This window comes from Nocardioides sp. GCM10030259 (genome assembly GCF_042666375.1).
GTDB lineage: Bacteria > Actinomycetota > Actinomycetes > Propionibacteriales > Nocardioidaceae > Nocardioides.
This window is the reverse complement of record NZ_JBHTDF010000023.1, coordinates 86,115-109,746: the sequence shown is the minus strand read 5'-3', so window position 1 is coordinate 109,746 and position 23,632 is coordinate 86,115. Positions and strand designations below refer to the sequence as shown.

At 72.9% G+C, this 23,632-nt stretch carries 17 protein-coding genes; 15 read left to right on the top strand and 2 right to left on the bottom strand.

Annotation, left to right across the window (positions count from 1 at the left end; genetic code table 11):
* The first annotated feature begins 213 nt into the window (after positions 1-213).
* Positions 214-4,326: a BTAD domain-containing putative transcriptional regulator gene (locus tag ACFQQI_RS18815; protein ID WP_378567057.1), complete on the top strand. Its 4,113-nt coding sequence runs from the start codon at positions 214-216 to the stop codon at positions 4,324-4,326.
* Positions 4,327-4,392: 66 nt separating this feature from the next.
* Positions 4,393-4,929 carry a CHRD domain-containing protein gene (locus ACFQQI_RS18810; RefSeq protein ID WP_378567054.1) on the top strand — a complete coding sequence of 179 codons (537 nt, stop codon included), beginning with the start codon at positions 4,393-4,395 and terminating at the stop codon, positions 4,927-4,929.
* On the opposite strand, the gene ACFQQI_RS18805 is transcribed toward ACFQQI_RS18810, so the two are convergent.
* Positions 4,917-6,329: a lipase maturation factor family protein gene (locus ACFQQI_RS18805; protein ID WP_378567050.1), complete on the bottom strand. Its 1,413-nt coding sequence runs from the start codon at positions 6,327-6,329 to the stop codon at positions 4,917-4,919. The two genes, ACFQQI_RS18810 and ACFQQI_RS18805, sit on opposite strands and share 13 nt — an antisense overlap.
* 86 nt (positions 6,330-6,415) lie before the next feature.
* Between ACFQQI_RS18805 and ACFQQI_RS18800 the strand changes: the two genes are divergently transcribed.
* The 4 genes from ACFQQI_RS18800 (at position 6,416) to ACFQQI_RS18785 (ending at position 10,004) form a co-directional block, all read left to right on the top strand.
* Positions 6,416-7,402: a hypothetical protein gene (locus tag ACFQQI_RS18800; RefSeq protein WP_378567048.1), complete on the top strand. Its 987-nt coding sequence runs from the start codon at positions 6,416-6,418 to the stop codon at positions 7,400-7,402.
* A 99-nt stretch (positions 7,403-7,501) separates the two neighbouring features.
* On the top strand, positions 7,502-8,416 hold the full coding sequence (locus ACFQQI_RS18795) for an ABC transporter ATP-binding protein (RefSeq protein WP_378567398.1): 915 nt from the start codon (positions 7,502-7,504) through the stop codon (positions 8,414-8,416).
* Positions 8,416-9,231 carry an ABC transporter permease gene (locus tag ACFQQI_RS18790; protein ID WP_378567045.1) on the top strand — a complete coding sequence of 272 codons (816 nt, stop codon included), beginning with the start codon at positions 8,416-8,418 and terminating at the stop codon, positions 9,229-9,231. Before ACFQQI_RS18795 ends, ACFQQI_RS18790 begins: the two co-directional genes overlap by 1 nt.
* Positions 9,228-10,004 carry an ABC transporter permease gene (locus ACFQQI_RS18785; RefSeq protein WP_378567042.1) on the top strand — a complete coding sequence of 259 codons (777 nt, stop codon included), beginning with the start codon at positions 9,228-9,230 and terminating at the stop codon, positions 10,002-10,004. The genes ACFQQI_RS18790 and ACFQQI_RS18785 overlap by 4 nt, the downstream gene beginning before the upstream one ends.
* Before the next feature lie 8 nt (positions 10,005-10,012).
* Here ACFQQI_RS18785 and ACFQQI_RS18780 read toward each other — a convergent pair whose 3' ends face one another.
* Complete coding sequence (locus ACFQQI_RS18780; protein WP_378567039.1) at positions 10,013-13,393, bottom strand: BTAD domain-containing putative transcriptional regulator; 3,381 nt, start codon at positions 13,391-13,393, stop codon at positions 10,013-10,015.
* Positions 13,394-13,478: 85 nt separating this feature from the next.
* On the opposite strand from ACFQQI_RS18780, the gene ACFQQI_RS18775 reads away from it, so the two are divergent.
* From ACFQQI_RS18775 to ACFQQI_RS18735, 9 genes are read left to right on the top strand one after another with little or no spacing between them, the layout of a single operon-like run.
* On the top strand, positions 13,479-14,252 hold the full coding sequence (locus tag ACFQQI_RS18775; protein WP_378567036.1) for a hypothetical protein: 774 nt from the start codon (positions 13,479-13,481) through the stop codon (positions 14,250-14,252).
* A 16-nt stretch (positions 14,253-14,268) separates the two neighbouring features.
* On the top strand, positions 14,269-16,158 hold the full coding sequence (locus ACFQQI_RS18770) for a GAF domain-containing sensor histidine kinase (protein WP_378567033.1): 1,890 nt from the start codon (positions 14,269-14,271) through the stop codon (positions 16,156-16,158).
* Positions 16,155-16,796: a response regulator gene (locus ACFQQI_RS18765; RefSeq protein ID WP_378567030.1), complete on the top strand. Its 642-nt coding sequence runs from the start codon at positions 16,155-16,157 to the stop codon at positions 16,794-16,796. Before ACFQQI_RS18770 ends, ACFQQI_RS18765 begins: the two co-directional genes overlap by 4 nt.
* A 34-nt stretch (positions 16,797-16,830) precedes the next feature.
* The gene (locus ACFQQI_RS18760; RefSeq protein ID WP_378567027.1) at positions 16,831-17,256 is read left to right on the top strand and encodes an NUDIX domain-containing protein; all 426 of its coding nucleotides are present in this window, start codon (positions 16,831-16,833) and stop codon (positions 17,254-17,256) included.
* Positions 17,256-17,981, top strand: coding sequence for a TSUP family transporter (locus tag ACFQQI_RS18755; protein ID WP_378567024.1), 726 nt, complete (start codon positions 17,256-17,258; stop codon positions 17,979-17,981). The genes ACFQQI_RS18760 and ACFQQI_RS18755 overlap by 1 nt, the downstream gene beginning before the upstream one ends.
* A gap of 8 nt (positions 17,982-17,989) precedes the next feature.
* Positions 17,990-18,940 carry an SMP-30/gluconolactonase/LRE family protein gene (locus ACFQQI_RS18750; RefSeq protein WP_378567021.1) on the top strand — a complete coding sequence of 317 codons (951 nt, stop codon included), beginning with the start codon at positions 17,990-17,992 and terminating at the stop codon, positions 18,938-18,940.
* A gap of 19 nt (positions 18,941-18,959) precedes the next feature.
* On the top strand, positions 18,960-20,882 hold the full coding sequence (gene dxs / locus ACFQQI_RS18745; RefSeq protein WP_378567018.1) for a 1-deoxy-D-xylulose-5-phosphate synthase: 1,923 nt from the start codon (positions 18,960-18,962) through the stop codon (positions 20,880-20,882).
* Positions 20,863-22,083, top strand: a complete 1,221-nt coding sequence (locus ACFQQI_RS18740; protein WP_378567015.1) for a hypothetical protein — start codon at positions 20,863-20,865, stop codon at positions 22,081-22,083. Before dxs ends, ACFQQI_RS18740 begins: the two co-directional genes overlap by 20 nt.
* Positions 22,084-22,132: 49 nt before the next feature.
* Positions 22,133-23,626: an amino acid permease gene (locus ACFQQI_RS18735; protein WP_378567012.1), complete on the top strand. Its 1,494-nt coding sequence runs from the start codon at positions 22,133-22,135 to the stop codon at positions 23,624-23,626.
* Positions 23,627-23,632 lie beyond the last annotated feature (6 nt).

The window sequence follows — 23,632 nt, the reverse complement described above, 5'->3', positions numbered from 1 at the left end:
GTCTGGTCTCCGTTTCTGACACCGACGGGTATCGCCCCGGTGCGGGACCGGTATCGCCGCGGTATCAACCCCGTTGACGGCACCGACGCCCGGGAGGACCGTGAACGGGTGGGCATCAGGGTGCTGGGCCCGCTGACGGTTGATGGCTCGGGAGCACTGGGGCGGCGGGACCGCGTGGTTCTTGCATCGCTGGCGACCAATCCGGGACATCCGGTGAGCGCCGACCAGCTCTCCGACGCGCTCTGGGGCGAGCGCCCTCCGGCATCTGCCGGCAAGATCCTGCAGGGCTGCGTGGTCCGGATCCGCAAGGTGCTGGGGTGGGACGCGGTCCGGACGTCACCCCACGGCTATGCGCTGCACCTGTCCATCGAGGACCTTGACTCGTTGCGGTTCGAGGACCAGGTCGCCCGCGCCCGCGAGCTGCTCACCCTCGGTGAGGCCGACCGGGCGGCGTACCTGCTGACCGACGCGCTGGACCTGTGGCACGGGGAGGCCTTCGCCGACCTGGAGAGCTGGGAGCCGGCCATCGCGGCCGGGACTCGGCTGTCCGAGCTGCGCCTGGAGGCCGAGGAGCTGCGGGTCGACGCCCTGCTGCGGGCGGGCCGGTATCGCGAGGTCCTCTCGGAGGCTCAGGTGCTGGTCCGCGCCGCGCCGCTGCGCGAGCACCGCTGGGTGCTGCTGGCGCGGGCGCAGTACCAGTCCGGGCAGCAGGGCGAGGCGCTGCGCACGATCCACCAGCTCAAGGGGGTCCTGGCTCAGCACCTGGGCATCGACCCGGGCCCCGACGTGGTCGCGCTGGAGACGTCGATCCTCCGGCAGGACTCCTCACTCCTGGTGGCCGACGCGCCCGCATCGTCGGCCACCTGTCCGTGGCTGGGCCTCAGGCCGTACGGCGTCGAGGACGCCGACTGGTTCTTCGGGCGGGAGGACGACCTGGCCGCGTGCCTGGAGATCCTGGCGCGGACCCCGGTGCTCGCCCTGGTCGGCCCGTCGGGCTCGGGCAAGTCCTCGCTGCTCCGGGCGGGAGTGGCGGCAGCCCTGCGACGTCGTGGGCAGTCCATCGTGACGATCTCGCCCGGCGTCCGGCCCATGGAGTCGCTGACCGCCCTGACGCACGCGCCGCACGGAGCGGCCCTGCTGGTCGACCAGTGCGAGGAGCTGTTCTCACTGTGCGAGGACGCCGAGGAGCAGCAGGAGTTCCTCCGGGCCCTCACCGCCGAGGCCGCGAACCGGACCGTGGTCATCGCCCTGCGTGCCGACCACCTGGCCGACCTGGCCGCCCACCCGGGCTTCAGCCGGCTCGTCGAACGCGGGATGTACCTGGTCGGTGCGCTGGACGAGGAGGGCCTGCGCACCTCGGTGGAGACACCGGCCCGGCAGGCGGGGCTGCTGATCGAGCCGGGCCTGGTCGACCTGCTCGTCCGCGAGGTCCGGAACGACCCCGGGGCGCTGCCCCTGATGTCGCACGCGCTGCAGGAGACCTGGAAGCGACGCGAGGGCAGCACGCTCACCGTCGCCGGGTACCGCGCGAGCGGCGGCATCAACGGAGCCGTGGCCCAGTCGGCGGAGGGTCTCTACGCGCGGGTCGAGGTGGAGCGTCGAGACCTCCTGCGCGACCTCGTCCTCCGCCTGGTCTCTCCGGGCCCCGAGGGCGAACCGGTGCGCACCCGGGTGCCGCGGCGCCTGGTCGGCACCGACCCCGAGCACGAGCAGCTCATCGAGATGCTGGTCGCCGCCCGGCTGGTCACCAGCGACGACGGCGCGCTCGAGATCACGCACGAGGCCCTCACCCGGGCCTGGCCCCGGCTCCGAGGCTGGCTCGACGACGACGTCGAGGGCCAGCGGATCCGGCACCACCTCTCGGCCGCCGCCGACGCCTGGGCGGCGCTCGGCCGTCCCGACAGCGAGCTCTACCGCGGCGTCCGGCTCGCGAGAGCGGTCGACTGGCGAGCCGGCAAGGACACCGCCCTGACCGAGGTCGAGCGGCAGTTCCTCGAGGCGTCAGCGCGCCACGACGAGGCCAAGCAGCAGAGCATCGTCGAGCGCGCACGTGCGCAGGCCCGGATGATCCGTCGGCTCCGGATCGCGCTGGGCGCAGCCGCCGCGCTCCTGGCCCTCGCGCTCGTCGCCGGGGTCCTCGCCGCGGTCCAGTCCGACCGGGCGAACGACAACGCCGCGCGGGCAGAGCAGGGGGCCGTCGCCGCGGATGCACGGCAGGTCGGCGCCCGGGGCCTGCTCACCGACGACCCCAGCCTCTCGATGCTGCTGGCCGCCGCGGGTGCGCGGCTGGACGACTCGCCCGAGACCCGGGCGAACCTGGTGGGCGCGGTCGCCAGACATCCCGAGCTCGTCCGCTCGACGCCTGCCGCGGGCGGCTACGTGGAGGACATCGACGTCGATCGCGACGGCCGCTGGATCGCGGTCTCGGACGACGAGAACCGCGTACACCTCCATGACGCCGCCACGAACCGGCTGCTGCGCAGCTACGACCCCGTGCGGCCGGACGCACCCGGCTGGATGCTGATCGACTTCAGGCCCGGCGGCGATCAGCTCGCCGTCATCCTGAACGGCGGCGGCTCCAGGGAACCGGTGCGCCTGCTGGACGCGGACACCATGGAGCCGGCCACGACGCTCGACATCCCCGGCGGAAAGCGGGTGTGGGGCGTGGACGTCCGGTTCAGCCCCGATGGTCGCTACCTGGCCGCCGCCGTGCACACCGTCGACTGGGCGGCCCCCGAACAGGTGTGGGCTTGGGAGGACCCGGGTTACACGCTGGTGTGGGACCTCCGTTCCCCGTCCGCACCAGCCGTCCGGGTGCCCACGGGACCCGTGCCCCAGGGGATCGCGCTCAGCCCGCACGGCCGGACCCTGTACACCGGCTGGCCGCTGACGGCGTACGACGTGGCGACGGGCGAGCGACTCTGGCGGCGCAGCGACCTCGTGTCGCAGCCGGGTGTCGACGTGAACGCCGAGGGAGGCCTGGTCGCACTCGCAGACTCGCGTGTGGGGCTCACGGGCACGAATCTGCTCCTGGTGGACGCCGCCACCGGGGCCACGGTCCGGACGCTGCGCGGACACCGGGACATGGTCCGCGACGTCCAGTTCTCACTCGACGGCTCGCTGGTGGGGTCACACTCCCACGGGGGCGACCTCATCGTCTGGGACACCGCCAGCGGCCGCCCGCTGGAACGGTGGGAGACCTCTGCTCTGTGGGGCGCCAGCATCAGCCCGGGCGGCGACCACGTCTACGAGGGCGGCGGCGAGACGATGCTGCGCACCTGGGACCGGTCGATGCAGGACACCTACCTGCAGCAGACGACCCGGGCCGACGACGCCGAGGCGTTCGCGCACGTCGACGTCTCGCTGGACGGGCAGCAGGTGGCCTACAGCTGGGTCGACGGCGACAGCGGATGGGTCCGGTTCGTCGACACCGCCACCGGTGCCGCGACGACGCCCACGAGGATCTCGGCGGCGCTCGTCCCGGCGGCCAGCTGGCACCCCGACGGCGGGCGGTATCTCCGCTGGTCGGCGACCGGCGACGTGACGGTCCTCGACACCACCACGGGGGATGTGGTCGACGACGGGAAGCCACTCGACGACATCGTCGCTGCGGCGTACGTCGACGGTGGCCGACGTCTCCTCGTGGGCGACAGTGAGGAGCGGAGTCATCTCGTGGACGCCGAGTCCCTGCGTCCTGTGGGCGACGATCTCGACGTTCCCGCAGACTTCGTCACCCCCATCGGGGACGGGAGCACCGCCATGGCCGGCATCAGCTCTCCTGACGGCATCTCGATGGTGTGGCGGGTGATCGAGGTCGCCACCGGCGGCGTCCGGTCCGAGGGGACGGTGCCCATGGTGAACTACGGGGCATCGGTCTCGTCTCCTGACGGTTCGACCGTCGCGATGGTCGGAGAGTCCGGTGAGATCGTGAACGTCGACGCCTCGACCGGAGCGCTGCGGCGGCGATCCATCGGCCTCGGCGCTCAGGTGCTCGGGCTCGACTACTCCGTCGATGGCGAGCTGCTGGTCTCGAGCGCAGTCGATGGTCGGGTGAGCCTCTGGGACGCCACGACGCTGGACCAGCTGGGCACCGTCTACACACCCCGCCACGGAGCAGAGGACCCGGTGTCGGCCGACGCGCAGTTCGTCGGCGACAGCCACGACGTGGCGATCGCGTCGTACGACGGCACGGTCTACCGCTGGGAGACCGACCTCGACCGGGCCCTCGACTTCGCGTGCCGGATGGCCGGCCGGGACCTGACCGAGGAGGAGTGGGAGCAGTTCCTGCCCGACCAGCCCTTCCGGTCCGTCTGCCCTGACGAGTGAGCTCTCATCTTCCGGGTCGAGCATGACGTCGTTGGACCGTCAACCACGACCAGGAGGAGGAGAGCGATGAACCGACAGGTGCTCCGGATCGGCCTCGCCGCCGCAGGGGCTGCAGCAGTGGCAGCAACGACCGTGATCGCGGCTCAGGGCGATCAGGGACGAGATCACGACACGCGGAGGGTCTCGGCCTTCCTCGACGGCTACAGCGAGACCCCGCTGGCGTTGTCGACCCCGGGCGAGGGGTTCTTCCGTGCGAGCGTCGACCAGGCGCGGCAGGAGATCCGCTACCGGCTCAGCTTCGGGGGAGTGCCCACCGCGGTGACCCAGGCGCACATCCACTTCGGCAGCCCGTCCCAGTCGGGCGGGGTGAGCGTCTTCCTGTGCACGAACCTCGGCAACGGGCCGGTGGGTACGCAGGCGTGTCCCGCCGCAGGCACCATCACCGGCACCATCGTTCCGGCCGACGTCATCGGCCCGGCGGGCCAGGGCATCGCAGCCGGCGAGTTCCGTGAGCTCGTCGACGCGATCGAGGCGGGCGCGGCGTACGTGAACGTCCACAGCACCCAGTTCGCGGGCGGCGAGATCCGCGGTCAGCTCCGCTGACGGCGCTCGGGCAGGAACTCGCGCACCAGCCGTCGTGACCACCAGGCGCCGGTCTCGCGGCGCTCGCGGCGGCTGGTGAACTCGTAGCGGTAGAGCCGTGCGCGCACCACGCGCGGCGGCTCTCCCGCGAACGGGTCGTGCCGGAGCAGACCGAGCACGTGCCGGTCGGCCTCGAGCAGCCGCTGCACCAGCCTGGGCAGCCACGGCTCGGCGTACGACGGGGAGATCGCGGCGAACCACATCAGCCAGTCGAGCCGGAGGTGGTACGGCGCGTACTGGCGCGGCCTACGGCGTACGTCGCCGGGCTTGCCGCGGAACTCGTACTCCTCCCACGTCGCGCCGTCCCGGGATCCCTCCAGCACGATCTCGTAGCGGGCCTTGGTGACGTGGCCGAAGGCGCCGTACGCGTTGACGAGGTGCCAGCGGTTGAAGGACGTGTTCATGCGCTGCTGGGAGGACAGCAGGTTCGCCACCGGCCAGTAGCTGAGCACCACGACCGCGGCCGTGACGAGCGCGACCGCCACGACGAACGGCAGCGGTGCCTCGCCGGCATGCGCGCCGGCGCCGGGCAGCAGCGGACCCAGCCACGCGTCGGGCAGGGCGGAGAAGGCGATGACGATCGTGAGCCAGTTCAGCCAGGCGAAGTTGCCGCTGGCGACCAGCCACAACTGCGTCGCGATCATCAGCCCCGCGGCCACGCCGGCGACCGGCTGGGGGACGAACAGCGCGAACGGCACGACGAGCTGGGTCGTGTGGTTCGCGAGCACCTCGACCCGGTGCAGCGGGCGGGGGAGGTGGTGGAAGTACCAGCTGAACGGTCCCGGCATCGGCTGGGTCTCGTGGTGGTAGTAGAGGCAGGTCAGGTCGCGCCAGCAGGGGTCGCCGCGCATCTTGATCAGCCCCGCCCCGAACTCCACGCGGAACAGCAGCCAGCTCAGCAGGACCAGCGTGGGCAGGGGCGGGCCGACCGAGTCGTTGCCCAGGAAGACCGCGAGGAAGCCGGCCTCGAGCAGCAGCGACTCCCAGCCGAAGCCGTACCAGGTCTGCCCGACGTTCACGATCGACAGATAGAGCACCCACAGCACGACCCACACCAGCATCGCCGGCGCCAGCGGGAGCACGTCGGTCAACCCGGCCACCATCGCGGCCGCCAGCGCGGCGCCCGCCCAGGCGACGCCGAGATAGAACCGGTCGGAGTGGTGCAGGTGGAAGATGCTCGGCGACCGGCGGAACGACACGTGGGTGAGGTAGCGACTGACAGGCATCAGACCGTGGTCGCCGAGCAGGCCGCGGTACTGCCGCGCGGCGGCAACGAACGCGACGACGTAGACCGCGGCCAGGGCCCGCTGGAAGAGCTCCCGGGCCAGCCAGCTCTGCTCGGCGACGAACCAGTCGGTCACCCAGTCCTTGTACCCGCAGTGCCCCCGAGCCCGCCATCCGGACGGCGAACCGGTGGGGCGACTCGAGGGAACAAGCCAGTATGGACATGAGATCGACATCGCCGTTGCTCGCCGGACCGGCAGCCCTGCTGCTCGTGCTCCTCGTCGCCTGCTCGTCCGGCGACGACGTGGCCGGTGCCTCCGCGCCGAGCGCCGGCGCTGCCGACCTGGCCGGCCTGGACCTCTCCGAGCACGAGGTCGTCCTCACCAGCGGGACCGGGCGGGAGCAGGCCGACCTGTGGCTGACGAAGGCCGACGGGACCGACCCGGTCCAGCTGACCGACGCGCCCGGGCTCGAGTTCTTGGCCGCCTGGTCACCGGACGGCGCCCGTCTGGCGTACACGGCCGCCGCGACCCAGGACAGCCCGAGCGACCTCTTCGTGCTGGACCTCGACGACGGTGGGACGCAGCAGGTCACGAGTACGCCGGACCGCTGCGAGTCCGCGCCGACCTGGACACCGGACGGCGAAGAGCTGGTCTACGCCAGCCGCAGCTGCGCGGAAGGCGATGAAGGCATCTTCGCGATCTCGCTCGGCGGTGGGGAGGAGCGTGAGCTGGTCGCGTCGGGCTCCTGGCCCGACGTCGGCCCGGACGGCCGACTGCTCTACTCCACGCCGGTCCCCGGGCAGCCGTGGCACGTCCAGCGGGTGTGGGTGAGCGAGCCGGACGGCTCCCGGCCACGGGACGTGACGCCGCGAGGGTTCGCGTCGGCCTCGGAGGCGACCTGGTCGCCCGACGGCAGCCGGATCGCCTTCGTCGTCGCGACCGGTGACCCCGATGCCGAGTTGGTCGAGGCCTGGAACGAGGACATCCATGTCATGGATGCCGACGGGAGCAACCCGCGTCGGGTGACGACCACGCCCGGCAACGACCACTGGCCACCGTCCTGGTCGCCCGACGGTCGCCGCCTCGTCTACAGCGCCGACGGCCTCGGCGCCACCGGCGAGGTGGCGGCCGTGGACCTCGAGTCGCTCGAGGTGTCCCTGCTGACCGACGACGACGACCACGACCTCTTCCCGGCCTGGCGTCCCTGACCGGTCCGGGCCCACCGCGGCCACCGCATCCTCGCGATATCCGTGCGCGCGATGTCGGCGAATATTTGTAGGGTCCGTCACGTGGCCGACACCGACTCCATGATCCTCGCCTCCGGGCTGCGCAAGTCGTTCGGGAGCTTCGAGGCTGTGCGCGGCATCGACGTCGACGTACGCCGCGGCGAGGCGTTCGGGTTCCTCGGCCCCAACGGTGCCGGCAAGTCGAGCACGATGCGGATGGTCGCGGCCGTGTCGCCGGTGAGCGCCGGCTCGCTGCGGATCCTCGGGATGGACCCGGCCACCGACGGCCCGCAGATCCGGGCGCGGATCGGCGTCTGCCCGCAGGAGGACACGCTCGACACCGAGATCACCGTCCGGGAGAACCTCTACATCTACGGCCGCTACTTCGGGCTGCCGCGCAAGGAGGTGCGTGAGCGAGTCGACGAGCTGCTGGAGTTCGTGCAGCTCACCGAGAAGGCCGACGCCATGGTCGAGGATCTCTCCGGCGGCATGAAGCGGCGGCTGACGATCGCGCGGAGCCTGATCAACCGGCCCGAGGTGCTGCTGCTCGACGAGCCGACCACCGGGCTCGACCCGCAGGCCCGCCACGTCGTGTGGGACCGGCTGTTCCGGCTCCGCCAGCAGGGCGTGACACTGGTGCTGACGAGCCACTACATGGACGAGGTGGAGCAGCTCTGCTCGCGCCTGGTCGTGATGGACAAGGGCGTGATCGTCGCCGAGGGCTCGCCGCACGGCCTGATCGCCGAGCACTCCACGCGCGAGGTCGCCGAGCTCCGCTTCGCCGTGGGCGAGAACGAGCCGGCTGCGAGCAAGGTCGATGACCTCGCCGACCGGATCGAGGTGCTGCCCGACCGGCTCCTGCTCTACACCTCCGACGGCGAGGAGACGGTCGCCAAGGTGCACGAGCGCGGCCTCCAGCCCGTGGCGACGCTGGTACGCCGCAGCACGCTCGAGGACGTCTTCCTCCGCCTCACCGGCCGGACGCTGGTCGACTGATGGCCGCCGTACCGACCGAGAGCACCGCGCCCGCCAACGTCTGGGCCGGTGCCGCCCGGCTGATCGACTACTGGGCGATCGGCTACCGGCGCACCTGGAAGGGGTCGGCGATCTCGTCGTTCGTCACCCCGCTGCTCTACGTGCTCGCCATGGGGGTGCTGCTCGGCGACTACGTCGCCGACGACCCCGGCGAGCTCGAGGGCGCCGCGTCGTACCTGGCGTTCATCGCGCCGGGCCTGCTCGCCGGCCAGGCGATGCAGACGACCTTCGGCGAGACGACCTATCCCGTCATGGGCATGATCAAGTGGCAGCGCGTCTACTACGGCATGACCGCGTCGCCGCTGAGCGTGCGGTCGGTGATCCTCGCCCACATCGGCTTCACCGTCTTCCGGGTCGCCACCACCTGCGGCGTCTTCGTGCTGGTGATGGCGCCGTTCGGCGTCTTCGAGACCGTGTGGGGCGCGGTGCTGGCGTACCTCGCGCAGGTCCTGGTCTGCCTCGCGTTCGCCACGCCCATCTACGCACTCTCGGCGGGGCTCAAGGACGAGAGCCCGTTCGCACTGGTCTTCCGGCTCGGGATGATCCCGCTGTTCCTCTTCTCCGGTGCGTTCTTCCCGATCGACAACCTCGACCGCTGGATGCAGGTGCTCGCGCAGGCCACCCCGCTGTGGCACGGCGTCGACCTGACCCGGATGCTCACCCTCGACACCGTCGACGGGTCGGCCGCGCTCGTGCACGTCGTCTACCTGGTGACGCTCGCCGTGCTCGGCTGGCTCTGGGCGGTGCCGCGCCTGACGCGGAGGTTGATGTCGTGACGGTCGTCGCTCCTGCGGAGGCCACCGCCCTGCTGGTCTACCGCAACTACCTCGCCTACCGGCGGGCTTGGTACATCTTCGTCTCCGGCTTCCTCGAGCCGGTCTTCTACCTGTTCTCGATCGGTGTCGGGGTCGGCCAGCTGGTCACCGGGTTCGAGTTCAACGGCCAGGACATCCCGTACGCCGAGTTCGTCGCGCCGGGCATGCTGGCGGCGTCGGCGATGAACGGCTCCCTGCTCGACAGCACGTTCAACTTCTTCTTCAAGCTCAAGTACAACAAGCTGTTCGACCAGATGCTGGCCACGCCGCTGACCACGATGGACGTCGCCCGCGGCGAGCTGGCCTGGTCGCTGCTGCGCGGCGGCATCTACTCCGCGGGCTTCCTCGTCGTCATGGTCGCCATGGGGCTGGTGTCGTCGTGGTGGGCGCTCCTGGCGGTCCCGGCGTCGCTGCTGATCGGCCTGGCCTTCGGCGGCGTCTGCATGGCGCTGACGACCTGGATGCGCTCGTGGCAGGACTTCGAGTGGGTGACGCTGGCGACGATGCCGATGTTCCTCTTCTCGGCGACGTTCTTCCCGATCGAGGCCTACCCGTCGGCGATCCGCTGGGTGGTCGAGGTGACGCCGCTCTACCGCGGGGTGGTGCTCTGCCGGGAGCTCACCACCGGGGCGCTGTCGTGGGGCTCGCTCGTGTCGGTCGTCTACCTGGTCACCATGGGCGTCGTCGGCCTGCTCGTCGTACGCCGCCGCCTCGACAAGCTGCTCCTGACCTGACGGACCACTCAGATCCCGAGCCGCTCCCGCTCCCGCACGCACCAGTCGCGGGCGAGGGGGACCCCCCACTCCTCGCACAGCTCGACGGCGCGGGTGGCGTGCCGGGTGGCGAGGTCGTCCTGGCCGGTGGCGTGCGCTGCCATCGCGAGGAACATGTCGATCGGTCCGATGGTGCTGCCGGAGCCGGCGCATGCGGTCTGGCCGGCGAGCGGGGCGAGCAGGGAGTACGCCGTGGCCGCGAGCTCGCTGTCGCCGAGGTAGCAGGCGGTCTCGGCGGCCATGCTCCACGCCATGGGGGAGTACCAGGTGTCGGCCTCGACCGCGCGGTCGAGGTGCTCGCGGCCGGTGGCCAGGAGCTCACGGGCCTCGTCGAGACGGCCGGTGCGGCACAGCATGGTGAGCATCGGCGGAGCGGTGGGGACGAACCCGTCCACGGGCAGCTCCCGCAGCGCGGCCAGCACGTCGTCCTCGCCGCCCTGCCACAGCGCCTGCATCATCATCGCGCCCGCGATGGACTCGATCGTGCCGGGGATGGTGACCACCTGGGCGATGGTGCCCATCTCGCCGACGAGCTTCGCCACCTGGTCGAACTCCCCGCGCATCGCGGACCACGACACCTCGAGGGAGTCGAGGAAGAGCTGGGCGTAGACGTGCCGGATCCGGTCCGCCTCGGCGCGCCCCTCGATGAGGCACTCGTCGAGGATCGCGACATTGCCGATCTCGCCGGCCGCCTCGGCCCGCAGCGCGAGCGCGGAGACCAGGCCGACGGCGTCGCCGAGCTCGCGCGCGATCCGGACGGCCTCGGTGGTCATCTCCAGGCGATGCGCGGCGTTGACACCGCGCCAGGTGCCGGTCGTGGACTTGATGAGGGCGTTGAGCACCAGGACCGGGTCGTCGAGCCGGCGGGCCATCGCCACGGCCTCCTCCGCGAGCGCCTCGCGCTCCTGGGGGGTCGAGCCGTAGTAGATCTCGCCGGCCAGGGAGAGCATCACCCGGCAGCGGCGGGGGTCGTCGCCCTCGGGGAGCAGGTCGAGGCCGCGGCGCAGCGCCTTGACGACGACCTCGTCGACCTCGCCGCCCCCGGGATTCCAGAGCGCGCCGGTGCTGGTCATCGCGCCGGCGCGGATGAGCAGGTCGAGGTCACCGGCGTCGTCGGCGACCTCGATCGCCTCGTGGGCGACCTCGCGCAGCTCGACCCAGCGGCCGGCCCGCCGGAGCACGTCGGCGAGGTCGGTGAGCACCTCGAACCGGTCGGCCGCGGTCGAGGTGGGGTCCTCGTCCTGCGTGCTCAGGGCGTACTCGAGCATCTCGAGCGCCTCGACGTACGCGAAGACGGCCATCGCCGAGCGGGCGGCGGCCTGCGCGGCGGGCCAGGCCTTCGACACGTGGCGGGGGCCGGCGGCGAGCCAGTGCCGCGCCACCTCGGTCTCGCGCTTCGGCCGGTCGCTGAGCGCCGCTGCGGCGCGGGCGTGGACCCGGGCGCGCCGCGACTGGGGCAGCGCGCTGAGCACGGTGTCGCGGACGAGTGCGTGGTTGAAGCGGAACCGGTCCACGCCGTCCTCGGCGACCAGCCCGGCCTCGATCGCTGGGTCGAGCAGGTCCAGCGCGTCGTCATCGTCGACCGCCGCCACCTCGGCGAGCGTCGGCAGGTCGAAGATCCGGCCGAGCACGCTCGCGGTCTGGAGCAGGTCCTGCGTGGCCTCGTCGAGATGGGCCAGGCGCCGCGACAGCACCTCGTGCACGGCGGCCGGCGGCCGCCCCTCGGCCACCAGGGCGGCGAGGTCGCCGTCCTTGGCGAGGCGGGCGTACTCGACGAGGAAGAACGGGTTGCCCTCGGTACGTCGCCGCAGCGTGTCGGCGTCGGCGTCGGTGGGCTCGGTCTCGGAGACCTGCGCGAAGACCTGCGCGGCCGCGTCGGCCGAGATGCCGCGGAGCTGGAACCGCAGCGCATGCTTGCGCGCCAGCGCCTCGGCGACCTCGGCCAGTGCACCGGTCGGCACGGGGTGCTCGCGCCAGGTCGCCACCACCAGCAGGCGCGCGGGACTCTCCTGCGCGACCGCCTCGGTGAGCAGCCGGAGCACCCGCAGGCTCGAGGTGTCGGCCCAGTGCAGGTCGTCGAGCACGAGCAGCAGCGGGGCGCGCTCGGCGGCCTCGATCACGGTCTGCACGACGGTCTCCCAGGCCCGGAACGCGGCCGCCTCGTCGTCGCCGTCGGCCGCCGACGGGAGCTCGGACCCGAGCCGCTCGAGCACGGTCGCCCACGGCCACAGCGCGGGCGCACCGTCGTCCTGCGAGCAGCGACCCCAGGCGATCGTGACACCGTGCTCGACGGCGTACGACGCCAGCTCGATCGCCAGGCGGCTCTTGCCGATGCCGGGTTCGCCGGTGAGCGCGACGAACGCCGGGGAGGCCCCGGCGCCGGCGACGACGCGGTCGACCAGGTCGGTCAGCGCCGCGAGCTCGTCGTCGCGGCCGGCCAGCGACCACGGCCACAGGCTCGGGAACGGCAGCGGCGCGTGTGTCTCGACCGCGGCGGGGGTCGAGACCGCAGGGGGAGCGGCGGCCGGCTCGGCGATCGCGGTCTGCTCCTGTCGGAGCACGGCCGTCTGCACGGCACGCAGCTCCGGGCCGGGCTCGAGCCCCAGCTCCTCGTCGAGGACGTCACGCACCTCGCGCAGCACGGCCAGGGCGTCGGCCTGCCGGCCGGAGCCGGCGAGCGCGAGCGCCCGCAGCGCCCAGGCGCGCTCGCGCAGCGGGTGGGCCCGGGTGAGGGCGTCGAGCTCGGCGACCGCGGTCGCATGCAGGCCGAGCAGGATGCCGAGCGCGGCGTGGTCCTCGCTGGCGAGGACCCGCAGCTCCTCGAGGCGGGCGCGTTCGGCGACGGCCGCCGGCACCTCGCCGAGCTCGGCGAAGGGCACGCCCCGCCAGAGCGCGAGCGCCTGCTCGAGGGAGTCGTGGAGGGTGGTCAGCCCGCCGGCGTCAGGGGAGCCCGGTGGCAGCGCGCGACCGCGGCACAGGGCGTCGGCGAGCGGGGCGACCTGGGTGTGGGCGGTCGACACCACGGCCTCGAACGCCGCGGCGTCGAGGTCGTCGTCGGGGAGCCGGAGGGCGTAGCCGGGCTGCTCGGTCACCAGCAGGGTCGCGGCGGCGCGCGTCGTGCGGTCCGGCTCGAGCGCGCGCCGGAGGCCGGCGACGTACCCCTGGAGCGTGCCGGCGACGCCGGGAGGCGGAGCCCCGTCCCAGACCAGGTCGGCGAGGGTGTCGGCGGCGACGGCGCGGCCGCGGTGCAGCGCCAGCGCGGCGAGGAGCGCGCGCTGCTTGGGCCCGCCGAGGTTGACCGGACCGTCCGACCCGGTGGCCACGGTCGTGCCGAGGACGCCGATCCGCATGGCCGCAGGATAGGGCCGCGGCCGGGACACGGTCAGGACATTGCGGCGATGTGCCCGGGACGGGGTACGCGGGAGCGTCATGTCCATGATCACTACTGACACCCACACCACGTCCACCCTTCCGACCCGACCGAGCCGGCCGACCCGCCTGCGCCGTACCGGGGTGGCGGTCACCGCCTTCCTGACCTGCGCGATGCCGACCGTCTTCGCCTTCAACCTCTCCCGGATGCTGGTCACCGGCGAGCTCGACGAGCACCGCTTCCACCAGCTCACCGGCCAGGGCCTGCTGCTGTGCGCCCTGTGGCTCGGCGGCATCATCCCGCTGGTCCGCGCCGGCTGGGCCGGCCGACGGCCCTCCTCGGCCGCCGGGATCCTGCACCTCGCCTTCATGGCGACCGGCGCGCTGACCGCCGCGGCGGCCACCGGCGGCGGGGCACCAGCGCTGCTCGGCGTCATCGGCGTGCCGGGCGCGCTGCTCTGGCTCGCGCTGCCGGTCCGCCCGCAGGTGCGGCTGCCGGCGCGCATCGACCCGGTGCTGGCCCCGGTCGCGCTGGTCGCGGCCGCCGTCTGGGCGCCGTACGCCATCGACCAGATCGCGCTGCAGAACGCGGCCACCGGCCACCACGCCCAGAACCCGCACTACTTCGACATGGCCTGGATGGTGGCGACGCTCGTCGTCGTCGGGCTCGCCGGCGCGATCCTCCCGGCCGTCCGCCGCCTCACGCTGGTGGCCGGCGGCGGCCTGGTCTGGACCGGTGCGATGGGCGTGCTCCTGGGCGTCGACCGGCCGTGGACCCCGCTGATGCTCGGGGTCGGCGCGCTGATGGTGCTCGTCTCGGCCCGCCGCGCCCGGCGCTGATCTAGGATCTGCCGCCATGTCGAGCACCCGCTCCGCGGTCGGCCTCGCGCTGCTCGCCGGGGTGGCGTCGGTCGCCGCCATCTGGCTGGTGACCGACGCGGACGCCTGGGGACGCACCGGGATGCACGACGTCCCGGTCGACGCCGCCGTCGGGCTGTCGTACGCCGCCGCGGCGCTCCTCGTGCTCGCCGGCACCGGAGGTCGCCGGCTCGGCTGGCTGCTGCTCGGGATCGGCCTGTGCGGTGCCGGCGGCGCCCTGTCGGCCGCCCTCGACGTCGACGCGGTGGCCGAGTGGATCTGGATCGGCGGGTTCGTCCCGCTGCTGACCCTGGTGCCGCTGCTCTACCCGGACGGGCGGCTGCCCGGCCCGCGCTGGCGGGTCTGGGTGTGGACGTCCGGTGCCGGGATGATGCTGCTCGGCGTCGGCACCGCGACGTACCCCGCGACGGGATCGAGGCCGTTCTTCCTGGCGGGCGCCGTCCTGCTGCTGCCGTCGGTCGGTGCCGGCGTCGCCGCCCTCGTGCTGCGCTGGCGGCGCTCGGACCGGCTCGGGCGGCGCCAGGTCGCCGTGCTGCTGGCGACCGCCGGGGTGCTGCTCGTCGACACGCTCCTGCAGCCGCTGATGACCTGGCCGTGGGGTGCGCTCACCCAGGCCGTGGCGGTGGCGTTGGTGCCCGTGGCGATCGCGGTCGCGGTGACCCGGCACCGGCTCTACGACCTCGACCTCGCCATCTGCCGCGCGATCGGCGGCGTGAGCCTGGCGATCTGCCTGGCCGCGACGTACGTCGTGCTGTTCCTGCTCGCGGACGCGGTGCTGCCGGGCGGGACCACCGTCGGAGCTGCCATGGCGGCCGCGGCCTGCGGCCTGCTGCTGCACCCGCTCGGGGTGCGGCTCAACCGCGGCGTGGACCGGTTGTTCTACGGCGACCGCGCCGACCCCGCCCGTGTGCTGGAGGCGGCGGCGAGCGGCCTCCGGGAGGGGCTCGACCTGTCCGACGTGCCGGCCCGGGTGTGCACGGTGGTGGTCGAGTCGCTCCGGCTCGGCTCCGCCGCGCTCGTGCTCGGCGACGATCCCGACGCGGAGCCGGTGGCCCTGGTCGGCGCGCCGGGCGGGCCCCTTGCCGCGCTGCCGCTGCTGCACCGCGGCGAGACCGTCGGCGTGCTCCGGGTCACGGCGCGGCAGGGGGAGGCGGCCGTCGGCGACCGGGACCTCGACCTGCTCTCGGTCGTGTGCGACCAGGTGGCCCCGGCGATCGCCGCGCTACGGCTCTCCGACCGGCTCCAGCACAGCCGGGCGGCGCTGGTGACCGCCCGCGAGGAGGAGCGGCGCCGGCTGCGTCGCGACCTCCACGACGGCGTCGGCGCCGCGCTCGCCGGCGTACGCCTCCAGGTCGAGACCGCCTGCGACCTGGTGTCCGACCCGGTCGCCGGCGGGCTGCTCGAGTCGGCCGCGACCGGCGTGGCAGCGGCCGTGGACGACCTGCGCACCGTCACCGACGACCTGCGTCCGGCCGCGCTCGACGACCTCGGCCTGGCGGCGGGCCTGCGCGGGCTCGCCGACCGGATGGCCACACCCGCCACGACCGTGGAGGTCGACGCCGAACTCCACGAGGCGCTCCCTGCTGCGGTCGAGGTCGCGTGCTACCGGATCGCCGGGGAGGCGCTCGCCAACGCCGTCCGGCACGCCGGTGCCCGGTGCGTGACGCTCCGGCTCGGGAGCACGGCCACGGCGCTGCTCCTCACGGTCGAGGACGACGGCGCCGGGCTCCCTGACCGCCCCCGCGCGGGCGGCCTGGGCCTGGCCTCGATGCGCCAGCGCGCGGAGGAGATCGGCGGCCGCCTGGTCGTCACCGACACCGGCTCCGGCACGCGCGTGCAGGCGGAGCTCCCGAGAGAGGCACGATGACAAGGATCATGCTGGTCGACGACCACCCGCTCTTCCTCGACGGCGTGCGCGCCGCCCTGACCGGCGCGACCGACCTCGAGGTCGTCGGGGAGGCGCACGACGCCGCCGGCGCCGTCGCGCTCGTCGCGGAGCTCGCCCCCGACCTCGTGCTGATGGACCTCAACCTGCCCGACGCCTCCGGCGTCGAGGCGACGGCCAGGGTGCTGGCCACGGCGCCGCAGACCCGGGTGCTGATGATGACGATGAGCACCGACGACGACGCCGTGGTGGCCGCGATGCGCGCCGGTGCGCGGGGGTACGTCGTGAAGGGCGCCGGTCGCGAGGACCTCCTGCACGCGATCCGCTCGGTCGCCGCCGGGGGAGCGGTGTTCAGCCCGGTGATCGCCGACCGGCTCGGCCGGTTCTTCACGGGACTGGCCACCGGGGGCGGCCGCGAGGCCTTCCCGCAGCTCAGCCCGCGCGAGGTCGAGGTGCTCGACCTGGTCGCCCGCGGTCTGGAGAACCGCCGGATCGCCCGTCAGCTCGTGCTCTCCGACAAGACCGTCCGCAACCACGTCTCCAACATCATGGCCAAGCTCGGCGTCGAGGACCGGTCCGAGGCGGTCGCCCGGGCCCGAGCCGCCGGGCTGGGCGGCTGACCCGCCGTCGGTCGGTCCCGATAGCGTGCGGGACATGGTCCGGCTCTCCTGCATCCTGCTCGTCGATCCGCGCGGACGGGTGCTGCTGCAGGAGCGCGACGAGCACGCCCGGATCGACCCCGAGAAGTGGGGGTTCGTGGGCGGCCACGTCGAGGAGGGCGAGGACTTCGAGCCCGCGGCCTACCGCGAGCTCGAGGAGGAGACCGGCGTGGTGCTGGCTCCGGGCACCCTGCGGCTCTGGCGCGAGGTGGTCCGCAGCCGCCCCGACGTGGCCGACGCCAGGTTCCGGCTCTGGTACGCCGGCACCGACCTGACCGACGCGGACATCGTGGTCGGTGAGGGGCGGCAGATCGTCTTCGTCGAGCCCGCCCGGTTCGGCGACCTCGACCTCGCCGACCTCTCGCACGCGGTGCTGCCGGAGTTCCTGGCGTCGCCGGAGTACGGCGACCTGCACCCCTGATGGGCGGCGTCGACCCGGGCGTGCTGGCGCTCGCCTTCGCGGCCGTGCTGATCGGCTCGACGGTGCAGTCGGTGGTCGGGCTCGGCGTCGGCCTGGTCGCGGCGCCGGTGATCACGCTCCTCGAGCCCGGCCTGATGCCCGGCGTGATGATCGTCCTGGCGTTCGTGCTGCCCTGCGTGACGCTGGTGCACGACCACGACGACATCGACTGGCCCGGCCTCGGCTGGTCGCTGCCGGCACGGGTGCTCGGCACGGCCGTCGGCGTCTGGGTCGTGGCGACGTTCAGCGCCGACCAGCTCGGCGCCTTCATCGGCGTCATCGTGCTGCTCGCCGCAGCCCTGACCTGGCGCGCGGTGACCGTGCCGGTCACCCGGTCGACGCTGAGCGTGGCGGGGTTCGTCAGCGGCGCCACCGGCACCGCCACGTCGATCGGCGGTCCGCCGTTCGCGCTGCTCTACCAGCACCGGCCGCCCGCCCAGATCCGCTCGACGATGGCGGTGTACTTCCTGATCGGCGCCGCGATGAGCCTCGTGGGCCTCACGATCTCGGGCGACCTCGAGCTCCACCAGGTCGCGGTCGCCGCCCTGCTCCTCCCGGCGCTCGGCCTCGGGGTGGTGCTCGGCGTACCCCTTCGGCGCTCGCTGCCCGCCGACCGGGTCCGGCCGGCCGTGCTGCTGGTGTGCAGCGCGTCCGCACTGGTGCTCGTGGTGCGGTCGCTGGTCTGATGGCCACCGTGAGCACGCCCACGAGTGGTCTCAGCGTCATCCCGGTCCCCGGCCCCGGAGCCGAGGACGTCGTCGTCGGCACGTCCGGGCCCGACGAGGGCGCCGTCTTCACCGGCACGGAGGACGGGAGCATCTTCCGGGTCAACCATGACGGGCGACGGATCGACCGGGTCGCGCACACCGGTGGGCGCCCGCTCGGCATCGAGATCGACCTCGACGGCCGCCTCCTGGTCTGCGACGCGCACCGCGGGGTGCTCCGCGTCGACCCGCGCACCGGCGGCGTCGAGGCCGTCGCCGAACGGCTCGGCCGCGCGCCGATGATGTTCTGCAACAACGCGGCGATCGCCGGCGACGGCACCGTGTGGTTCACCGACTCCTCGACGCGCTACGGCATCGACCGGTGGAAGGACGACTTCGTCCAGGACACCCGCACCGGCCGCCTCGCGCGCCTCGCGCCCGGAGGGGAGCCGGAGGTGGTGGTCGACGGGCTCGCGTTCGCCAACGGCGTCGCGCTGGCCTCCGACGAGTCGTACGTCGCGGTCGCCGAGACCGCGCACCGCACGATCGTGCGGTGGTGGCTGACCGGGCCGCACGCCGGCACCCGCGACCTCCTCGTCGGCGACCTGCCCGGCTACCCCGACAACATCGCGCGGGGGAGCGACGGGCTGCTCTGGGTCTCGATCGCGAGCCCGGTCGACCCGCTGGTGGAGCGCCTGCAACGCGGGCCGGTGCCGCTGCGCAAGGCGGCGACCAGGATCCCCGAGGCGATCCAGCCGAAGGAGAAGCGCACCGTCCGTGCGCAGGCGTACGACGACGCCGGCACGCTCATCCACGACGTCGACCTCCCTGCCGACCAGGGCGGCACGGCGTACCACATGGTGACCGGTGTCCGGGAGCACGAGGGACGGCTCTGGCTCGGCAGCCTGCACGAGCCCGCGATCGCCGTTGTCGACCTCTGAACCCGTAGACTCGACCGCTATGGGCATCCTCGACTCGATCACGTCCCCCCGGGACCTGCGCGACCTCAGTGACGCTCAGCTCGACACCCTGGCGGCCGAGATCAGGGACGTCCTGATCCGCACCGTCGCGACCAACACCGGCCACCTCGGGCCCAACCTCGGCGTGGTGGAGCTGACCCTGGCGATGCACCGGGTCTTCGACTCGCCGACCGACCGGATCGTCTTCGACACGGGCCACCAGGCCTACGTGCACAAGCTCGTCACCGGGCGCGCCGCGACGTTCGACACCCTGCGCCGCGAGGGCGGCGTCAGCGGCTACCCGAGCCAGGCCGAGTCCGCGCACGACATCGTCGAGAACTCGCACGCCTCGACCGCCCTCAGCTACGCCGACGGCCTCGCGAAGGCCTACACGGTGCGCGGCGAGGACCGGCACGTCGTGGCGGTCATCGGCGACGGCGCGCTCACCGGCGGCATGGCCTGGGAGGCGCTCAACAACATCGCGATCGCCAAGCGGAGCAAGCTGGTGATCGTCGTCAACGACAACGGCCGCTCCTACACGCCCACCATCGGCGGCCTCGCCACCGCGCTGACCTCGCTGCGCACCAACCCGCGCTACGAGAACGTGCTCGACCTGGTCAAGCGCCGCCTCAACGCCGTGCCGGGCGTCGGCCCCGCGGCGTACGACGCCCTCCACGCGATGAAGAAGGGCGTCAAGGACGCGCTGGCGCCGCAGGGCCTCTTCGAGGACCTCGGCCTCAAGTACGTCGGCCCGGTCGACGGCCACGACCGCGCGGCGATGGAGCACGTGCTCGCGCAGGCGAAGCGCTTCAACGGCCCGGTCATCGTGCACGCCATCACCCGCAAGGGCTACGGCTACGACCCGGCCGAGCGGCACGAGGCCGACCAGTTCCACGCGCCCGGGCCGTTCGACGTGCAGACCGGCGCCGAGAAGCCCAAGGGGAAGATCTGGACCGACCACTTCGCCGACACGATGGTCGAGCTCGGCCAGCGGCGGCAGGACGTCGTCGCGATCACCGCGGCGATGACGCACCCGGTCGGTCTCGACAAGTTCCAGGCGCGCTTCCCCGACCGCTTCTTCGACGTCGGCATCGCGGAGCAGCACGCCACGACGTCCGCCGCCGGCCTCGCGATGGGCGGGCTGCACCCGGTCTTCGCCGTCTACGCGACGTTCCTCAACCGGGCCTTCGACCAGGTGCTCATGGACGTCGCGCTGCACAGGTGCGGCGTGACCTTCGTGCTCGACCGGTCCGGCGTCACCGGTGACGACGGCGCCAGCCACAACGGCATGTGGGACATGTCGATCCTCCAGGTCGTTCCGGGCCTCCGGCTCGCCGCCCCGCGTGACGCGACCCGGATGCACGAGCTCGTCAACGAGGCCGTCGAGGTCGACGACGCCCCGACCGTGGTGCGCTTCCCCAAGGGCCCGCCGCCGGAGGACATCGAGGCCGTCGGCAAGGCCGGTGGCTGCGACGTGCTGGTCCGCAACGGCACCAGGGACGTGCTGGTCGTCGCCGTCGGCTCGATGGCCACTGTCGCCGTCGGCGTGGCCGAGCGGCTGGTCGCCCAGGGCATCGGCGTCACGGTCGTCGACCCGCGCTGGGTCAAGCCGGTCGACCCGGCGCTGATCGAGCTGGCCCGCGAGCACCGGCTCGTCGTCAGCATCGAGGACAACGGCGAGACCGGCGGCTGCGGCGCCGTGCTGCTGCAGACCCTCAACGCCGCCGGCGTGCACACGCCGTTCCGGCTCCACGGCATCCCGCAGGACTTCCTCGGCCACGCCAAGCGTGACGCGATCCTCGAGCGGATCGGCCTCACGCCGCAGGCGATCGCGCTGACGATCGTCGAGGAGATGGGCATCGTGGAGGACATGACCTCGCTCGCGGAGGGTCGTTCTCCCGTCGATGCCGAGCAGACCAGGTAGCAGTCGCCCCACCGCGGCGGCACTCGTCCTCGGAGCCGTCGCGCTCCTCGGGCTGGCCGGCTGCTCGGACGACGACGGGCACGCCGCCGCGACGCCGACCGCGGACGTCGCCCTGGCGGTCGAGCGCGCGCTCGACGCTCGCGCGATCGCCGTACGCCGCGGCGACGTCGACCGCTTCGAGCGCGTCCTCGGCGGAGGCAGGGCGTTCCGCGAGCAGCAGCGCACCTGGTACGCCAACCTCACCCAGCTCCCGGTCGAGCGCTTCCGCTACCGCTTCGACCCGGCGAGCCTGGTGCGCGACGGCGATGCCTACTGGGTGACGGTCGAGGAGGTGCTGCAGCTCGAGGGGTACGACGAGGCGCCCGTCGTCTCCTCCGACCGGTTCCGTCTCGCGCCGGCGGCCAACGGCTCCGGGCGGATGCGGCTCGTCTCGGTGACCGACCGGCAGTGGGAGGAGGCGCACGACGTGCAGCCGCAGCCGTGGGACCTCGGCCCGGTCGACGTGCGCGCCGGCTACGGCGTGCTCGGCATCTTCGACGGCGGCTCGCTCGGGACGGCCGGGTCCGTGCTCACCTCGGTCGAGTCGGGCATCGCGGACGTGGCCGCGCGCGTGCCCCACGAGTGGTCGCGGTCGGTCGTGGTCTACGCGCTGTCGGACCCGGCGTTCATGGCCGGCCTCGACGACGTGCCCGGCGACGACCCCGAGGACCTCGACGCGGTGTCGTTCCCGGTCGGCGAGCAGACCCGCTTCGTGCTCAACCCGCGCGTACTCACGGCGCCCTCGGAGGAGCGGGACCGCCTGGTGCGCCACGAGCTCACCCACGTGGCGGTCGGCACCGCCGACGACCACGCGCCCGTCTGGCTGTCGGAGGGGATCGCGGAGTGGGTGTCGGTGCAGCCGCTAGCGCCCGAGGAGCGGCGCATCCCGGACGCCGCCCTGGCCGCCGCCGTGGAGGGCGTACCCGACCTGCCGGCCGACGACTCCTTCAACGACGCGGACTCCCAGGCCCACTACGGGCTTTCGTGGTGGGTGGTCGAGTACGTCGCGGACGCCTACGGCGACGACGCGCCCTGGACGCTGCTCGCCGCGCTCGGGGAGCCCGGTGCGGACGCGGACCAGGTGCTGCGCGACGACTGGGGGACCAGCACCGCAGACCTCACCGCGCAGGCCGAGGCGATGATCATCGCGACGTACGGCTGACGGCCCGGGGACTGGTTTCGGCCTCGCAGGCAGAGGACAGTGTTGGGACATGAGCCTGTTCCGGACGAAGTCGATCGAGCAGTCGATCGCCGACACAGACGACCCTGACCACAAGCTCCGCAAGGACCTCGGCGCCCTCGACCTGATGGTCTTCGGCGTCGGCGTCATCATCGGTGCCGGCATCTTCGTCCTGACCGGCACGGTGGCGGCCTCCAACTCCGGCCCCGCCCTCGCGCTGAGCTTCCTCATCGCCGCGATCGCCTGCGGCCTGGCCGCCCTCTGCTACGCCGAGTTCGCCTCGACCGTCCCGGTCGCGGGCTCGGCGTACACCTTCAGCTACGCGACGCTCGGCGAGCTCATCGCCTGGATCATCGGCTGGGACCTGGTGCTGGAGTTCACGATCGGCGCCGCGGCCCTGTCGGTCAGCTTCTCGGGCTACCTGCAGGAGCTGCTCGACGGCACCGCGTTCGAGATCCCGGCCTCGCTGGGGTCCGCCTCCGGCGGCACCATCGACCTGCCGGCGGTCGTGATCGCCCTGGTCGTGATGGCGATGCTGATCCGCGGCACGAAGTTCTCGAGCCGGTTCAACCAGGTGGTCGTCGCGATCAAGATGGCCGTCGTCGCAACCGTCATCGTCGTGGGCGTCGCCTACATCGACCCCGACAACTGGGTGCCGTTCATCCCGGAGTCGCAGCCCGTGCCCGAGGGTGAGGGCGGCTTCCGCCAGCTGCCATTGATCACCACGCTGTTCGGCATCGAGCCCGCGGTCTTCGGGTTCGCCGGGGTGGTCGCCGGCGCGGCGATCGTGTTCTTCGCGTTCATCGGGTTCGACATCGTCGCCACCACGGCGGAGGAGGCGAAGAACCCGCAGCGCGACGTGCCCATCGGCATCCTCGGCTCGCTCGCGATCGTCACGATCCTGTACGCCGCGGTCAGCCTGGTCGTGACCGGCATCCAGCCGTACGACGAGATCGATCCCGAGGACGCGGCGCCGCTGGCCACGGCGTTCAACGCCGCGGGCGTGGAGTGGATGGGCGACCTGATCTCGGTCGGCGCCTGCATCGGGCTGGTCGTGGTCGCGATGATCCTGATGCTGGGCCAGTGCCGGGTCGCGTTCGCGATGGGCCGCGACGGCCTGCTGCCGCGCTGGATCTCGAGGGTGCACCCGACCTACGGCACGCCGTACCGGATCACGGCCATCACCGGCGTGGTCGTCGCCGCCATCGCCGGCTTCGTCGACCTGTCGACCCTGGCGAACCTGGTCAACATCGGCACGCTCTTCGCGTTCATCCTGGTCAGCATCGCCGTCGTCGTGCTGCGGCGCACCCGCCCCGACCTCCCGCGCGCCTTCCGCACCCCCGCGGTCTATGTCGTGGCCACGCTGTCGGTGCTGATGTGCCTCTACCTGATGCTCAACCTCACCGGCGAGACCTGGGAGCGGTTCCTGATCTGGATGGCCCTCGGCTTCGTCGTCTACTTCGCCTACGGCCGCCGCCACTCGCGGCTCGGCCAGCGACAGGAGGCCGAGCGGACGGACGCCTAGCTCGTC

Bases quoted from the DNA above. Each gene is read 5' to 3' on its own strand.
- ACFQQI_RS18810 (WP_378567054.1), top strand. From the start codon at position 4,393: ATGAACCGACAGGTGCTCCGGATCGGCCTCGCCGCCGCAGGGGCTGCA.
- ACFQQI_RS18800 (WP_378567048.1), top strand. From the start codon at position 6,416: ATGAGATCGACATCGCCGTTGCTCGCCGGACCGGCAGCCCTGCTGCTC.
- ACFQQI_RS18795 (WP_378567398.1), top strand. From the start codon at position 7,502: ATGATCCTCGCCTCCGGGCTGCGCAAGTCGTTCGGGAGCTTCGAGGCT.
- ACFQQI_RS18790 (WP_378567045.1), top strand. From the start codon at position 8,416: ATGGCCGCCGTACCGACCGAGAGCACCGCGCCCGCCAACGTCTGGGCC.
- ACFQQI_RS18780 (WP_378567039.1), bottom strand. From the start codon at position 13,393: ATGCGGATCGGCGTCCTCGGCACGACCGTGGCCACCGGGTCGGACGGT.
- ACFQQI_RS18775 (WP_378567036.1), top strand. From the start codon at position 13,479: ATGATCACTACTGACACCCACACCACGTCCACCCTTCCGACCCGACCG.
- ACFQQI_RS18770 (WP_378567033.1), top strand. From the start codon at position 14,269: ATGTCGAGCACCCGCTCCGCGGTCGGCCTCGCGCTGCTCGCCGGGGTG.
- ACFQQI_RS18765 (WP_378567030.1), top strand. From the start codon at position 16,155: ATGACAAGGATCATGCTGGTCGACGACCACCCGCTCTTCCTCGACGGC.
- ACFQQI_RS18760 (WP_378567027.1), top strand. From the start codon at position 16,831: ATGGTCCGGCTCTCCTGCATCCTGCTCGTCGATCCGCGCGGACGGGTG.
- ACFQQI_RS18755 (WP_378567024.1), top strand. From the start codon at position 17,256: ATGGGCGGCGTCGACCCGGGCGTGCTGGCGCTCGCCTTCGCGGCCGTG.
- dxs (WP_378567018.1), top strand. From the start codon at position 18,960: ATGGGCATCCTCGACTCGATCACGTCCCCCCGGGACCTGCGCGACCTC.
- ACFQQI_RS18740 (WP_378567015.1), top strand. From the start codon at position 20,863: ATGCCGAGCAGACCAGGTAGCAGTCGCCCCACCGCGGCGGCACTCGTC.
- ACFQQI_RS18735 (WP_378567012.1), top strand. From the start codon at position 22,133: ATGAGCCTGTTCCGGACGAAGTCGATCGAGCAGTCGATCGCCGACACA.